Origin of the sequence: Hymenobacter defluvii, assembly GCF_017589435.1 — a bacterium.
Lineage (GTDB): Bacteria > Bacteroidota > Bacteroidia > Cytophagales > Hymenobacteraceae > Hymenobacter > Hymenobacter profundi.
In genome coordinates this window covers 574,438-588,693 of the sequence record NZ_JAGETX010000001.1, presented here as the reverse complement: position 1 = coordinate 588,693, position 14,256 = coordinate 574,438, and the positions used below count along the sequence as shown (strand labels likewise).

At 61.4% G+C, this 14,256-nt stretch carries 10 protein-coding genes; 2 read left to right on the top strand and 8 right to left on the bottom strand.

Annotated features, from left to right (window positions below):
• Nucleotides 1-204: 204 nt before the first annotated feature.
• A complete protein-coding gene (locus tag J4D97_RS02345; protein WP_208306200.1) occupies nucleotides 205-1,932 on the bottom strand; it encodes a DUF6044 family protein in 1,728 nt (575 codons plus the stop codon).
• Between the two features lie 133 nt (nucleotides 1,933-2,065).
• On the opposite strand from J4D97_RS02345, the gene J4D97_RS02340 reads away from it, so the two are divergent.
• Entirely contained in the window at nucleotides 2,066-2,479 is a 414-nt protein-coding gene (locus J4D97_RS02340) for a hypothetical protein (protein WP_185283446.1), read from the top strand.
• A gap of 13 nt (nucleotides 2,480-2,492) precedes the next feature.
• Here the strand turns inward: J4D97_RS02340 and xerD are convergent, their stop codons facing one another.
• The 6 genes from xerD to J4D97_RS02310 all read right to left on the bottom strand — a co-directional run bounded on the left by xerD (nucleotide 2,493) and on the right by J4D97_RS02310 (nucleotide 11,460).
• A complete protein-coding gene (gene xerD, locus J4D97_RS02335) occupies nucleotides 2,493-3,392 on the bottom strand; it encodes a site-specific tyrosine recombinase XerD (protein WP_185283445.1) in 900 nt (299 codons plus the stop codon).
• Between the two features lie 138 nt (nucleotides 3,393-3,530).
• Nucleotides 3,531-6,446, bottom strand: a complete 2,916-nt coding sequence (locus tag J4D97_RS02330) for a hypothetical protein (RefSeq protein WP_208306199.1) — start codon at nucleotides 6,444-6,446, stop codon at nucleotides 3,531-3,533.
• 77 nt (nucleotides 6,447-6,523) lie between these two features.
• Nucleotides 6,524-8,962, bottom strand: coding sequence for a hypothetical protein (locus J4D97_RS02325; RefSeq protein WP_208306198.1), 2,439 nt, complete (start codon nucleotides 8,960-8,962; stop codon nucleotides 6,524-6,526).
• Nucleotides 8,955-9,674 carry a hypothetical protein gene (locus tag J4D97_RS02320; RefSeq protein ID WP_185283442.1) on the bottom strand — a complete coding sequence of 240 codons (720 nt, stop codon included), beginning with the start codon at nucleotides 9,672-9,674 and terminating at the stop codon, nucleotides 8,955-8,957. The genes J4D97_RS02325 and J4D97_RS02320 overlap by 8 nt, the downstream gene beginning before the upstream one ends.
• Nucleotides 9,671-10,819, bottom strand: a complete 1,149-nt coding sequence (locus tag J4D97_RS02315; RefSeq protein ID WP_208306197.1) for an AAA family ATPase — start codon at nucleotides 10,817-10,819, stop codon at nucleotides 9,671-9,673. The genes J4D97_RS02320 and J4D97_RS02315 overlap by 4 nt, the downstream gene beginning before the upstream one ends.
• An 8-nt stretch (nucleotides 10,820-10,827) precedes the next feature.
• Nucleotides 10,828-11,460 (bottom strand): hypothetical protein, encoded by a 633-nt coding sequence (locus tag J4D97_RS02310; RefSeq protein ID WP_208306196.1) that lies wholly within the window; start codon nucleotides 11,458-11,460, stop codon nucleotides 10,828-10,830.
• Between the two features lie 259 nt (nucleotides 11,461-11,719).
• Between J4D97_RS02310 and J4D97_RS02305 the strand changes: the two genes are divergently transcribed.
• Nucleotides 11,720-12,088 carry a glyoxalase gene (locus tag J4D97_RS02305; RefSeq protein WP_208306195.1) on the top strand — a complete coding sequence of 123 codons (369 nt, stop codon included), beginning with the start codon at nucleotides 11,720-11,722 and terminating at the stop codon, nucleotides 12,086-12,088.
• 14 nt (nucleotides 12,089-12,102) lie between these two features.
• Here J4D97_RS02305 and J4D97_RS02300 read toward each other — a convergent pair whose 3' ends face one another.
• Nucleotides 12,103-13,887, bottom strand: coding sequence for a serine hydrolase (locus tag J4D97_RS02300; RefSeq protein ID WP_208306194.1), 1,785 nt, complete (start codon nucleotides 13,885-13,887; stop codon nucleotides 12,103-12,105).
• Nucleotides 13,888-14,256: the final 369 nt, after the last annotated feature.

Here is a 14,256-nt window from a genome sequence, read left to right as displayed (position 1 = left end):
TGAGGACTACGCTTGAGAGGCTGTGCTCTGAATCCGTCCGCGTCGATTGCCCGAGGCAGGGCTAACGTGATGCAGGCGCGCGCAGCAGAGCTGCTTGGGCGTAGTGCTCACTCAGCGGAGCCGAGCGAGTGCGGCGAAGACACCCCCTCCTACCCTCCTACCTTCGACTCACTCACTCACTCACTCACTCACTCACTCACTCACTCACTCACTCGGCAACGCTACCTCATACACAAACAACTGCCAGTAGGCTGCAGCATCGGCCTGCACGGCCAGCAGCCGCAAGCCGCTCTCTTGCGGTCGGGCCAGGCGCGCCGCCGAGAGCACAAAGCGCCCGCCCAGCCGCCGAAATGCAGCGGCATCGAAGGCCCAGTGCTGCACTACCCTACGTTGCACAGCGCCTACCCGAAAGTTCCTTCCTAGCTCGGCCGAGAACAGGTAGCAGCGGTTGCCCCAGGCATCGAAGTAGGCGCGCAGGGCGGGGTCCTTCGCTAGCTCGCCGGCAATAAGGGGCCGGAACTGGTGCTTATAACGCAGGGGGTAGTTGTTCTGGTAGCTGTCGAGGGTGTAGAAGCCGTTGAGCTGGGCCACGCTGGGCGGTAGGCCCAGGCAGGCCACACGGTAGGCGGGCGGCTCCTGGCCGGTGCGCTCGTGCAACAAGGCCCGCACCCGCGCAAACAGTCGGGGTGCCACGTAGGCCGCGTAGCTGGGTTCGGTGGCGGGCGCTACGCCCGCCAGGTGGCGCAAATTGGTGGTCCACTCGGTGTTCATGGCCAGGCCAAGGAGTAGCTGCGCCACTGCCAGCCCTACCCGCAGACGGCCGGGGGGTAGGGCTGGCAGGCTCAGCAGCAGCACTACAAACCAGAGCAGCGGCGTCAGAAAATGAAAACGGCTAATGTTGAAAGTGCGCAGCAACGGTATGTATGCCTGCAACGCTGTGAGCAGTTGAGGATAAAAACCGCAGAAGACGGCAGTCAGCACCAGCACTATTCCCAGCGGCAGCAGCCGCCGGCCAAGCGCCCGGCGCGTTGCTGGCTCGCCCTTAGTTAGTGCCACTGCCACCGCCGCCAAGATCACGCCCCGAAAAAACAGACCGGGGAGGTACTGCCCCATCAGCAGGTAGTGTAGGGTGCTTTTCAGCCCGATAAGGAAACTCATGGGCAGTAGCTGACTGATATCAAACTCCACCCGGTGCGACACGAACTGCTTGGCTATCAGCAAAGAGTAGAGTAGCGGGTATTCTACCACCAGGTAGCTCGCCAGCAACAGCCCGGCGCCCAACAGCACCGCGCCCAGGTGGGCGCGGCGGCCGTGCCACCAGTCCCACGCCAACAGCCCGCCTATGCCCGCCAGCAAAAACGGCCCCACATACACAAACATCGACCACAGCGGAAACACCGCCAGCGTCAACCAGCTCAGCCCGCGCCGCCTACCCTCCCGCAGATTCAATACAGCCCATAGCACCCATGGCTGCCCTCCCACCGACAGCCCGTAGATGGTATGCATCGGCAGCGTGGCCCAGGCCAGTGCCAGTAGTGCCGCCAACTCGGTATCCTCGGGCTTACGCAGCCAGTGCGTGCGGGCCAGCGCGTAGAAGCCCAGCAACGCTACCAGCCGCACCAGTAGCGCGTGCAGCAGGTAGGCCGGCAGCGGGGGCAGCACGGCAAACAGTTGCATGGTCACGCTCAGGCCGGAGCGCAGGGCATTGCGGGGTAGGCCGTCCATCAGGGGCGGCACCACCGCCGTGGAGCGGTAGTCCAGCAGCACGCCAAGGCGGGGCAGCAAGTAGGGCGCTACCAGCTCCGAATCGAGGTTGTCGTTGATGGACAGGTAGGCGTGTTCGCCCAGCAACCACACGGGCAGTAGCAGCAGCACCAACACCAGCAGCGCCTGGCGAAGTGGAGTGGTAGGAAACCGGAAAAGGGCGGGCATACGATGTGAATCAAATAGGAAGGCAAAAATATCTTGTACCAACCGTAGTTCTTGTTCAGGTTGCTATTCGCAGGAAATCTACCCAGTTTCGCACACTCAACCTTTATCACTTTTCCCGGTTTTCGTTTTTGTCATGCTCTTAAAATCTGCTACCGACCCCTCTGACGGCAGCTCCTGCGTCCTCACATTCGACGAAGTGAACCAATGGTTACGTGCTACTTGGAAAGGGTTTGTTGATACAGGCGAAGCCACGAAAGGCGCTGATAGCTACCTCACTTCCATGCAAACTTTCAGCTGCCCGTATCTATTGAATGACAACAGCCAGCTTGTAGGACCATGGTTCGATTCGATTGAGTGGTTGCAGCGGATATGGGGACCCCAGGCCAGTCGGCTTGGCCTGCGCTACGTGGCCCACGTCACGCACCGGCTGCGCAGTGAGCTGGCAGTCTTGGACAAGCATCATCCGTTTCAGGATCAATTTGAAGTACAGCTTTTTGAAACTGTAGCTGCCGCCGAAGACTGGCTCCGGTCTTGTCAGAAACGGTAGGAATGCTCACCACTCAGCTTCGCGGGTGGAACTCCGTAATCACCTGCTTGAGGTAGTCGCGGTCGAGGTGGGTGTAGATTTCGGTGGTGGTGATGCTCTCGTGGCCCAGCATTTCTTGCACGGCACGCAGGTCGGCGCCGCCTTCGATGAGATGGGTAGCAAAGCTGTGGCGGAATGTGTGCGGGCTGATGCTTTTGCGAATACCCGCCTGCTCGGCTAGCGCTTTGATGATGTGGAATATCATCACGCGGGACAGCTTGCCGCCGCGCCGGTTCAGAAACACAATGTCCTCGTCGCCGGGCTTCACATCGAGGTGGGCGCGGATGCCGCTGAGGTAGAAGCCCAGGTGCTTGAGCGCGTCGCGGCCGATGGGCACCAGGCGCTCCTTGCTGCCCTTGCCCACCACCCGCACAAAGCCTTGATCTACATATACATTGGAAAGGCGCAGCTCCGTGAGTTCCGATACGCGCAGGCCCGACGAGTAGAGCACTTCCAGCAGGGCGCGGTTGCGGGTGCCCTCGGGCGTGCTCAAGTCGATGGCCGCCAGCAGTTGCTCTATCTCGGGGTAGCTGAGCGTATCGGGGAGGTGGCGGCCGGTTTTGGGGGCTTCCAGCGTATCGGTGGGGTCTAGCTGAAGCAAGTCTTCCATAATCAGGAAGTTATAGAAAGCCTTGATACCCGACAACGTGCGGGCCTGGGAGGTAGCACTCAGGCCCAGTGCCCCCAGCCATGTCAGGAAAGCGCGCAGGTGTTCGGGCGTGATGTGCTCGGGCGTGATGGGCAGCTGGTGCAGCTCCAGGTACTGGCGCAGCTTGCTTACGTCGCGGGAGTAGGCCTCCACTGAATTGCCGGCCAAGGATTTTTCGAGCCGCAGATAGCCATCGAATTGCTTTTGCGCGAGTGGCCAGGTCATGGAATAGGGGACTGGGTTGTGGGGGACTGAGGGACTGGGTTGGCGCGGGACGGGGTAGGCAAAGGTCGGTGTTTTTTGCAGGTTGGGTTCTTTCGACTGCTTCCTGGCTGTATCTATCCTGGCGTTGCTGTATGCAGATCAGGTTGTGGTGTGCAGCGAAACCCGGCCGTTCGTTTCCAGCAGGGCAAACTGCTGCCGGCTGGTTGTAGGCAGCACGGCCACTACCTGAGTGGGTGTTTTAATTCTTTTCACCCACTTTGCACCGTCTTCTGTCAGATGGTAGACGGTGGCTTGGTCATTGATGGCCACCAGATGCTCTACTCCAACGAAACTCGATGCTGCGCTCGACAAGCCACCATCAAACACCACTTGCTGTGGCGCTTCATCAGCCCCTTGGGTAGGCATCCATAGTTGCAGCCCTTCTTCTGTGGAAACGGCGAAACAAGGGTTCGGAAGGTAAGCCGAGCGCGTCAGCGAGTAAGTATACTCGTCTTTACTATATACCTGACACCGGCCATCTTCTGCCGCCCACACCACCGCATTATCAAAACAGGTATAGTACAGGCTATCATAATATAGCAACTCGTATGGCTCAACCCGAACACCCGAATCTACCAGGGGTACAGGTACGTCAGGCTGGTAGGTTTGGGTGGCTAACAGCAGACCCGACGGGCCGGCCGCGTCGTAGCGGTGCAGTAGCAGCGTGGTGCCCTCCAGCCACACGCTAGCTATGCATTTATTGGGGAGTAGGGCTACCCGCGTGGGCCAGGGTGGCAGCCAGCTGGGGCACCGCACGGTGAGGCTCTGCGGGAAGTGTTTATTTTGAGACAACTGCTTGGTTTCGAAAGCGGCGCCGGCCGCCGAGCGCAGAATTATTTGGTTGCCGTGCTGCTCGTCGGCCAGCACCTGCACGCGGGGGTCTTCCAGGGGCGTGGTCCAGGAGTAATACTCTACGTGGCCATACCAGTTGGCGCGGGCTAGGTGCAGGCGCTGGTTGCGCACGCCTACGGCCAGCCACTGCGCCCCGTACCCAACGGCCTGCTGCCACTGCACAGTGGCATCGAGCTGCGGCGCCTGCATGTACAGCGCGGGGGCAGCATCCGTCAGGCGGCAGGCCTGGCGGGTGGTGAAGCGGTTGCAATCGGAGGCCAGCAGGGGATCGTCGGGCAGAAAATGGTGCAGCAGGTTCAGCGGCACAAGGTTGCCAGTGGCGGCCTCGGCACCCACAATCTCGTAGGCCACCTCGCGGGTGGTCGTGCGCAGTTCCGGCGCCGCATATTTTTCACTTAACGTACTGAGCACTTGTAGCAACGGCACGAGCTGCTCCCGGGGCGTGTGGTGCTGAAATACCTTGCGCACCTGCGTGCTCAGATCCGCCCCAGGCACGGCCGCTACCACGTTGAAATGCTGTCGCAAGCAGGCTTCGGGCTGCCTACCCACCGTCCAGCCTTCGATCAGCACCGTCTGGGCGCGGTCGGGAGACGCCAGCTTATCGTTCAGCAGGCGAGCGGCGGCGGGATGGTCGTGGTTGGTGAGCAGTAATGCTACCCCGCGCTCGTAGTGGCGGGCGGCCAAGTCAGTTTGGGCGAGCTGCTGATACAGGTCGCCGACTTTCTCGTGCTGCTCCAGCTCGGCAAACAGCGTGGCTGCCTCCAGCAGCAAGCCGCCCCGCTCCAGGCATTGCGCCGCGGCCGGCCGGTTGTGCAGATGCTCCTGGTAAAGCGTGGCCGCTTCGCGGTAGAAGCCGCCCTGTTCCAGTACGCGGGCCGCGCTGGGGTAGTCGCCGAGCAGATGCGCGTAGATATAGGCCGCTTTCTGATAGTGCCCGGCAGCCGTTTCGCGGTGGGCGCTGGCCTGGTACCGCTGGCGTAGGTCTTGCTGGTAGGCGTCCAGGTTCCAGGCATCTACCCTACCCCCGCCCCCCAGGCGGCCCAGGTTGAACTCCGTGGCTCGCGGCCCTAGCTGGGCCGAGGGCGCCGCCGTGCCGCGGTCTTGGTACGGACCACCGAGCGGTATGGCGTACTTCAGCGCTTCGTCGGGGTTGTCGGTAAACAAGCGCAACAGGCGCTCAATTTCATTGTGACGCTTCTTTTCCAGCTCGGCCAAATTGCTGCGCCACCGCTGTTGCAGGCGCGTGAGTAAACCAAGTTTGGCGGGCCTACGAACGGGTGGATAGGCTGGTTGAGAACTATTGTCCTTTTGCTGGGCCGCACGCAGCAAGTGGCTCCCTAGTACCACTAGTACAATCAACATGGTACTCCATGGAAACGAGTCAAGGTCTACACCAACTATCGCATGCAGCAACCATATTACTCCAGCCAGTAACAGCCCTAACAATAGAAGTCCCACCAGTAATTCTCCAGTGGCTAATGGACCCGGCCGTTTCTTTTCGGTAGGGTTTGGCACTCGCTGCATTAGTTGCAACGTCCGACGCAGCATTCCACGTCGCAGGTTATCCCATTGCTTTTGTAGCATACCTGGCGTGGTGCCAGGGGGTCTGGGCAAATCTGAGAGGAGTGCGGTGCCAACGTCCTCTTGCATCTCCTGCATTACGTCGGCCGCCGTGGGCGCCTGCACCCGAATCTGCTGCAAGGGTGGCCTAGGCTCATTACCCATCTTGGCACGGCCCCAATCGGTAGCTTGCGGCGCCTGCAACTCCAGTAGACTAGACAGGTCTAGCTCATCCTCCGTATCGAACCCTACCAGCCCGATACTGGGGTGCAGCAGTTGCCGCGGCCACACCAAGGCGGCGCTCAACTCCTCGGGGGTGGTAGCCGGCCACAGCGCGGCGTGCGTGGGCACGTACAGCCGGCCGGCTTCTACTCCGCAGGGTTCCAGCACGTCGGCGGGCAGCGTGCCCTCTGGCGCTACCACCAGCAAGCCCGCCACGCGCACCGAGCGAATCGACTCGGGCACCAAGTAGCAGCTGAGCTGCTCGGCACTAAGGCCCCACCGACCTATTTCGCGCAGCCACGCCGCCGGCTCGGTCCCACGCAAAAACGCCGCGCACGCCGGACGCTGAGCCGCTGGGTGGTAGCGCAAGGCGAGCTGCATAGGGTAGGAAAACGCGGTAGACATCAGTGATACAGGCTATGTTCTTGAATTTCCAATAATGGTACCCCCGCGTTTGCCTAGCGAAGCTGCTCGATAAGCGGCCGGAGGTAGCGGTGGTAGAACTCCCCTACCGGCGCGCTCGGTGTGGGCGCCGCTCCTGTGAAGTACATGGAGCCGCAGACGGTTCCATCCGAAGCCCAGGCCGCCGTGGCCTGCCCGAGTACCAGCACTATGGTCACTTCCGGCAGCGCGGCATCGGTGCTGCGCAGGTGCAGCAGCCCCCGCGAGTCGACCAAGGCCGTGCTGCCGTTGGGCCAGGCTACGCGCCGGAACCGCACCTGGTTGTTGGGAGTGAGCCCGGCCACTTCTTCCTCCACCTGTATATTCGGCAACGCCTTATCGAACGGCGTCTGCACCAGCTGCAACGTTGGGGAGGTGCTACTGTCTACCAGCCGCAGCGTGTGCCCATCAAGCACTAACTCCCGTTCGGCGTTGACAGCCATCCGGCGCACGCGCTGCAATACACTATACCCATTGTTGACGTGGCGCTTCAGATGCCCAAAATCTGCCCGAAACGCAGTATTCGTATTTGTGGGAAAGGTAGTGGTAGTACGTTCCCAGATTTTCCACTGCATGCAGTCAAACACCAGCGTTCCGCTTGGTTGCCGCACGTAATAGCTGCCGTCTTTGAATACGACTGACGGCTGCGCATCGGCGGCCTCCAGTTCACTTGATAAATCGACCCTCACCGGCTCCCCACTCAGAGAAAAACCGTAAATCAGCAGCTGCGTGCGGTTACTGACCAGCACACATATTCCCTCACTATCGGTACCGAAATAATAGTCGCCCGGCTCAATAACTGGCAGCAGCTCCTCGGCGCCTATATCTTTATCGGCCCAATACAGCACGCGGCGCGTATCGGAGATGCTTACCACGCCTAGCTCGGGTACGTAGAACGTGTTCTTGATAGATAGCCGCACGCCCGCGGCTGGGAAGAACAACGGGGCAGAATCACGGTGCAAGAAGGCCGGCGCCGCCGGGTGGCCGGGGCGGCGGGCCGGGCGGCGTGGCGCTTGGTGTAGCACGTCGAGGTCGTGGCGCGTGGTGCTGAGCAACGTGCGGCGGCCCTGCTGGTACTCGAATAGCTGTAGCTCTCCGCTCCGGTCTACCGTCAGCAGGTAGCGCAGCGCGGTTTTCGCCTCGGTCAGCGCGGCCGCAAACTCTGGCAGCTGAAGCAATTGTGCCTCCGTAATCAGCAAGCAGTCGGTAGCGGCAGCCGGCATTTGAGCGAACTGCCGGAGGGCGGGGCCGCCGTGCGGGGCCACATCGAGTTGGCTGAGGGCTTCTACCACGCCATCCAGGGAGGTTAAATCGAGTAGCGTCATTTCCTGCCCGCCCAGCGCATAGGCCGTGGCCGGGGCTTGCCGGCGTGGCTGCCTGGCGGGCTGTACCCAGGCCAGAGCGGCCGCCAGCGCAAATACCCGCGGCACGCCCCACATGCGGAGGGTGCTATCGAGCAGCACTACCCGCGGGCGCACCTCGGGCAGCGGGGGCGCCTCGCGGCGCAGATACAACGCCTCGCCATTCACCAGCCGGGCCAGCAGCAAGGCATCATCCTGGGCCAGCTCGCTGAGCAGCAGCCGGTCGTAGCTGCCTTGGTTGGTGATGTCGGCCACGCCGCCCAGGGGCTTTTCGCTGGCTTGGTGCGTGTGCGGGGGAATGCGCAGACTGGCTACCAGCCGCTGCGTGAGGTGGGCCAGGCCGGCCGTACGCGGGTCTTCCGCCAGCTGATCGAGCAGGCTGCGAGGTGGCTCAGGCTCGGCGGGGGTAGGCAACTCGGGCGCCGGCAGCGGCGCGGGGGCTTCGGGCAGGCCGGTGCGCAGGTGGTGGTCCAGGCTACCCGGCATGGGAAAGCGTTGCAGAGCGCGGTCCAGACACTGCAAATCAGCCAGAAAAACTTCCAGAGTAATGAGGCTACCCGTCACGCGCAGACTGGCGTCCAGCTTCCCGCTGGTCCAGAGGTGTAGTGCCTGCTGGCTGCGGGCCTGGGCTACCCCCTGCACGAGGGCCAAGGGGCGCATTTTCTTGCCAACCGGCTCTGGTTGCAGGACTTCGCGGAACAAATGCAGCTTCGGCGGACCGGTGCGCAGCTCGCGGGGCAGGCCTTGCACCACCTCCGCAAACTTGCTGAAGGTAGTCAGGTAGAAATCGAGCTTATCGGCTTCCCTCCCATATCGGACCCGCTGGCTTACCGCCTCCAGCACCGCCCTACCCCCCGAGGCCGACCAGGTATCGGCGCACACGGCTAGTAGCAGCAGCACCGCGCCCAGGGGCGGGAGGCCCGCCGGCACCAGCGTATGCAGCACCGCTTCCAGCTCTTCGCGGTAGCAAATGGTGGTACCGTTCTGCCACTCCGCCAGCGCACCTTCTTCGGTCCAGCGCCAGAAGTAGTTTTGCGGAGTCTGAAAATATTCCAGCGCCAGCTTGAAAGGATCGGGAGCGGACGACTTACTCATGCGAAAAGCTAGCGGCTGTCAGGCGCACGGCGCTGCGGGTAACGGGTAAAAGATGCACAGTGAGCACCCGCTCCCAGGATCCATCCGGAGCAAATAAAACGAAAGCATCGTTTTCGGGTGTCAGCTGGCGGATCAGCAAGGGAGCGAGCAAGGAAGCTTCCAGGTCGAAGCCGGCGGGTAGGAGTAGGTTTTGCTGCTGCCAATACTCCTGCCCCGGCAGCGGCGGCAAGGGCGTGCCCAGCACCAGCACCAGCTGCTCCGCCGACACAGCAAAGCGCAGGGCACGCAGCCGGATTTCGGGTGCCGTTTCGGCGTACGCGTGCCAGCTAGCCCAGGAGGTAAGCAGGGCAGCGCTGGCGGCCGCACGGTCCGAGGGCACCAGCTGCACCGAGTAGCGGGGCGGCGCTTGGGCCGGCAAGGCGGCACTGGATACAGCCAAGGGGGCAAATTCCTGTATGGGTTGCCACGCCAGCGCTGGCAGCGTGCCAACGGGCGTAGTGCGCCCCACCGGGAACAGCCGCCCCGCCACATCGAGGGTGTAGGCGGCCACGATGGGTAGGGTCCTCACAACTAGCGGCAACGGAGCGGCGGCCGGCAGACCGCGCAGCCACACCCTACCATCGGCCCCGGCCGCCCGCAGGTCGGGCACCGCCCGCACGGCGCCCAGCGCTGCGCAATCGGTGGCAGCCAGTACCAACACGTGCTCCGTCATGCCTGCAACACTTTTTGCCAGAGCGCGTCCAGCGGTTCTTGCACATACTGGCGCTGCACCTCGTTGGTGAGCCACTGCGTGCGGCCGTGCAGGTAGCGCAGCTGGTCTTTGATAGCGGTGCGTTCCGCCAACGACGTTTCGGGTTGGTCCCACTGGGCCGTGAGGGCAGCCACTTCGCGCAGCAGGACGTCGGCATTGGGGGCATCCTGGCCGGCGGCGCGGGGGTGGCGGTTGGCCTGCTCGTCGGCGTGCACCACCGCATCCACAATGCCGGCAATGATTTCGCGCTGTTCGTCGGTATCCCAGATGTAGCGCAGCACCCACATATCGGAGGGAATGACCGTGGTGCGCTGGTAGAGCAAGGCGCTGGCCGCTAGCAGCCGTTGCAGCTTCACGGCCCGGCGGTCGGATACGGCTACGCCCGCCAGGCGCAGCTTGCTCACGAGGTCGACGTACAGCGGGCGCACGGCCGTCAGATCGACCGTGGGGATGGCGGCTTGCAGGTGCAGCACCTCCTGGGCCGTGATGGTAGGGGCTTCGGCCGGGGCGCGGCGCTCCAGCGCCCAGCCAGCCGCCAGTACGTCGGTCAGCGCCTCGGGCGCCACGTAGTCGCAGTGGGCGCGTACCAGGAAACGATCGAACAGGGCGTGCAGGGTTTCGTCATTGGGCAGGTGGTTGCTGGCCCCCACCATCAGCAAGGCCGGCAACGGGCGCGACTCCTGCCCACGGCGAAATACCCGCTCGTTCAGCACCATCAACAGGCTGTTGAGAATGGCGCTATTGGCATTCAACAGCTCATCCAGAAAGACTAGGTGCGCCTCAGGTAACATGCCGGCGGTGTTTGTCACCAAGTCGCCTTCGCGCAGCTTGCGGATATCGAAAGGGCCAAACAGCTCGTTGGGCTCGGTGAAGCGCGTGAGCAGGTACTCGAAGGTTTGGCCTTGCAGGCGCTGGGCTATGGCCCGCACCAGGGCACTTTTGGCGGTGCCGGGCGGCCCCAGCAGAAACAGATTTTCGCGGCCTACCAGGCACAGGCACAATAGGTCAATGATATCGTCTTTGCCCACAAACGTGGCTTTGAGGTGGCGGGCTACGTGGTTGAGCTTGTCAACCAGCGGTCCTACCTCGGGTAGCAGTGTTTCCATCAAACAGATCAGACAGCGAAAAGGATAAAATCGTGAAAATCGGGCCAAAGCGTGGCGGCGTGGCCGCCCAGGGCAGCGCGTACCAGTGGCAGCAGGTGCGGCTGCCTGGCCCGTTGCTGGTCCTGCTGCCGGATGATGCGGTCGACGTAGGCGAGTTGCAGCGCCGGGTGCGACAGCACGGCTGCTTCTGCCGCGGCGTCTACCTCTGGGTGGCCCACGAACGAGAAGGGCCATTGCCGGGCAATGTCCTGCAACTGCGCTACCAGGGCGTCACCGGGGGCCAAGCCTTTTGCCAGGCGCAGCAAATCCGGCAGGTAGCGAAACGTGAGGTCGACGGAATAGATGGTTTCGGGCGTTACGTCGCCCGTGTAGGCTGGCAAATACTGCTGCATCATGTCTTCGTCCAGCTCCCGCACCAGTGCCAGCTGTAGGGTGTGGTAGACGTACTGCGCAGCCCAGTGCGCCGCCGGAGCCGCAAAGGCCGGGACCGTGCCGGGGAGTTCCAGCGCATCTTCGGCGTGGTAGTCGGCCAGTAGCGTATCCGCCGCGTGCAGGTCGTCGGCCTCGAAAGCGCTGGGCTGGCTGGTTAGCGTAACTGCGCCCGTCGACACTAAATCACGCAGAAAAGGAGTCAGTAGCACGAGTGATGTGATAGGTAATGAATAGTAATCAGTAAATAAAACAGCAATTAAAAAGATACTACTTGATAAACAACATTTTGCGCTGTTACCGAAACCCAAGCTGTGTTGTAGCTGGTGGCTAGATAAGCTTGCCTTGATCAGTTTTTTTTGGTAGATCAGCGTGTCTGAGTTGGTTTACCAGACGCCTAAGTAGCAAGAAATGCGTCATCTTGCCCTGCAATGCCCGCTATTAGCACAAGACCATTTCCTTTTCAACCATATGTCCTCACCCGTTCTGTCTATCCGCGCCTTCATCGGCGCCCGAGACTTTGCCGTTTCGCGTAGTTTCTACCGTGCCTTCGGCTTTAGCGAAGTGGTTATCTCGCCGGCTTTATCCTATTTCTCTCTCCAAGGCATAGGTTTTTATTTGCAAGACGCCTACGTGCAAGATTGGGTTGACAACTCCATGTTGTTTTTGCAAGTAGCGGATGTGGAGCAGTATTGGGCTGAGCTTGCGGCGCTGGACCTGCCCGGCACGTACGAGGGCGTACGGGTTACGCCCATCCGGCAGGAAGCCTGGGGCAAAGAGGGTTTCGTGTATGACCCGTCCGGTATTCTGTGGCACATTGGCGAGTTCAACCGCGAGTAGTGGGTTCCTATTGCTCACTCCTTCACAAACCGACTGAATACTATACGTTCCGGCAATTGAAACCTAATCAGGTAGTTGCCGGACTGTAGGTTGCTGACGGGAATGGTGTGGCCGGGTGTTAGCACGCTCGCCCGCAGCCGCTGCCCGAGCAGCGTGGTTACCTCATAAGGCAGCGGGTGCGCCACAGCCGTCACCACTAATTCTGTTCGGGCCGGATTAGGGTAGAGTGATAAGGTTGACGCTCTATTTGCCAGCTCGGTCCCCCTGGTAGCAGGCAACACCAGGGTGGGGTTACCATCGAGCACATACATAGGCTGAAAACCGGTAGAAGCATCTTCTGTGTACTCTACCACCCGGACATAATAGCGGCGGCGCGGGTCAAGGTGGCTTACGTACACCGAGTCTGTAGCCGCGTTGGCCACCACGTAGGTGCCCGTGCCCAAGGTAGCCCGGCCTTCTCCCCAGGTAGCAGCCGTATAGCGAATGCCATCCAGCGGGAAATCCGCAATTGGCTGATCGGCTTGCAGCAGCACCAGGCAACGCGTGCCGGCGCCGCGCTGCCAGCGCAGCATCACGCCCGCCGAATCGGGTAGTGCCGTGAGTTCCGACGCGTTACGGGTAGGTGGCCGCAGATCGTGGGCGGGTAGGCTTGCCGCGCGTTGCACCGCTACCCAGCCCAGTTGGTCCAGCTCTTTCCAGCACATCTCACTGGTTGGGCGGGCATTCAACAGAATGGCCCAGGTGAAGCCGCCGGCCGTGCGCACCAGATAGGTGCCGGTGCCGTCCATCTCCCCGCGGTGCCAGCGGTGGCCGGCGGCGTTTACCATCCAGCCTTTGCCATAGTGCGCATTCACGGCCGATGGCTGCGCCATGGTAGCCAGCGTAGCGGGCGTCAGCAAGCCCGGCTGCCCAGCCCTACCCTCCACCGTTTGCAGAAGCTGCACCAGGCTGCGGGCCGAGCACACCCAGCCGCCGTGGGCACTCATGGCTTCCAGATTGAAGCCGCCGTACGCCGCGGGCACTATCCGGCCCGAGCCGTCGCAGGCCTCGGTTTGATAGCGGCTCTCGTAGGCCACTTCGCGCTCCAGCTTATCGGCGGGCAGGTTGCGGCCCAGGTGGGCTTCGAGGGCGCCAGCTGGCTCCAATAGTTGCTGGCGCACCCACGTTTCATAGGACTCGCCCGTTATGGCTTCCAGTAGCTTGCCCAGCACTAGATAGCCAATGTTGGAATAGGCGTAATGCGTGCCCGGCGCGGTATTCAGCCCGCGGGTTAGCAAGAAACGTATTAGGGTGGAGTCGGCTACGGGCGTGGGGGCGTGTAGGGTGCGGGCCACGTGCACGGGAAAGTCGATAGGGTCGCAGCCGTCCTGGCCGTCGCAATCGGTGTCGCGGTCCCAGCCGGCGGTGTGCTCCAGCAGCTGCTGTACGGTGATGTCATAGATGCGCTGGTCGTGGATGGCTTCGGTATAGTAGGAGCGTTGCAGGTAGCCCTGCGGCCCAAATACCTTATCGGTTAGGTGCAGGCGCCCCTGTTCCACCAACTGCATGACTGCCAGCGCGGTGATGGGCTTCGATACGCTGGCTACGCGCAACAGGTGGTAGGGCTGCATAGGCTGCGCACCCGCCGCGTCGGAGGTGCCGAAAGCTCGGGCGTACACCACACGTCCCTGCGCCCCAAACGCTACCGAAGCGCCCCGGATACCCCAGCGCTGCACAAACTGCTGCATGGCCCGGTCGAACGGTTGAAAGGCAGGTACTGCCACACCGGTTTGCGCGCCTGCCCGCAGAGAAAATAACAAGCAGATAAAAAGGTATAATTTCCTCAATGAATCAGCTACTAAAAACGTGCAACATCTACCCTAAGGCTCTTATACAGCCCAAGTGTTTATTGCAATTTTTGTAGCACAATTCAGCTTAATCAGATGCTTAAAAAAGTATGTTATATAAATTTTTAAATAAAATCAATAGATACACCCTCCTCCATTAGCCCCACCAAGCAGCATGCATATAATTGAATATTATTTATACAATTGCTTTGCATCACCCTTTCTGCATGTTATACGTTGTCCGTGACAAATCCCGTTGCCGTCAGTTATAGCCTTGTTCATCGGCTTTTATCGTCCGGCATCTTCCCTACCTTGCCAACTGGTTTTTGGCGCTTGCCTCCA

Excerpts from the sequence above, each read along its gene's own strand:
- J4D97_RS02345 (WP_208306200.1), bottom strand. The coding sequence starts at position 1,932 with ATGCCCGCCCTTTTCCGGTTTCCTACCACTCCACTTCGCCAGGCGCTG.
- J4D97_RS02340 (WP_185283446.1), top strand. The coding sequence starts at position 2,066 with ATGCTCTTAAAATCTGCTACCGACCCCTCTGACGGCAGCTCCTGCGTC.
- xerD (WP_185283445.1), bottom strand. The coding sequence starts at position 3,392 with ATGACCTGGCCACTCGCGCAAAAGCAATTCGATGGCTATCTGCGGCTC.
- J4D97_RS02330 (WP_208306199.1), bottom strand. The coding sequence starts at position 6,446 with ATGCAGCTCGCCTTGCGCTACCACCCAGCGGCTCAGCGTCCGGCGTGC.
- J4D97_RS02325 (WP_208306198.1), bottom strand. The coding sequence starts at position 8,962 with ATGAGTAAGTCGTCCGCTCCCGATCCTTTCAAGCTGGCGCTGGAATAT.
- J4D97_RS02320 (WP_185283442.1), bottom strand. The coding sequence starts at position 9,674 with ATGACGGAGCACGTGTTGGTACTGGCTGCCACCGATTGCGCAGCGCTG.
- J4D97_RS02315 (WP_208306197.1), bottom strand. The coding sequence starts at position 10,819 with ATGGAAACACTGCTACCCGAGGTAGGACCGCTGGTTGACAAGCTCAAC.
- J4D97_RS02305 (WP_208306195.1), top strand. The coding sequence starts at position 11,720 with ATGTCCTCACCCGTTCTGTCTATCCGCGCCTTCATCGGCGCCCGAGAC.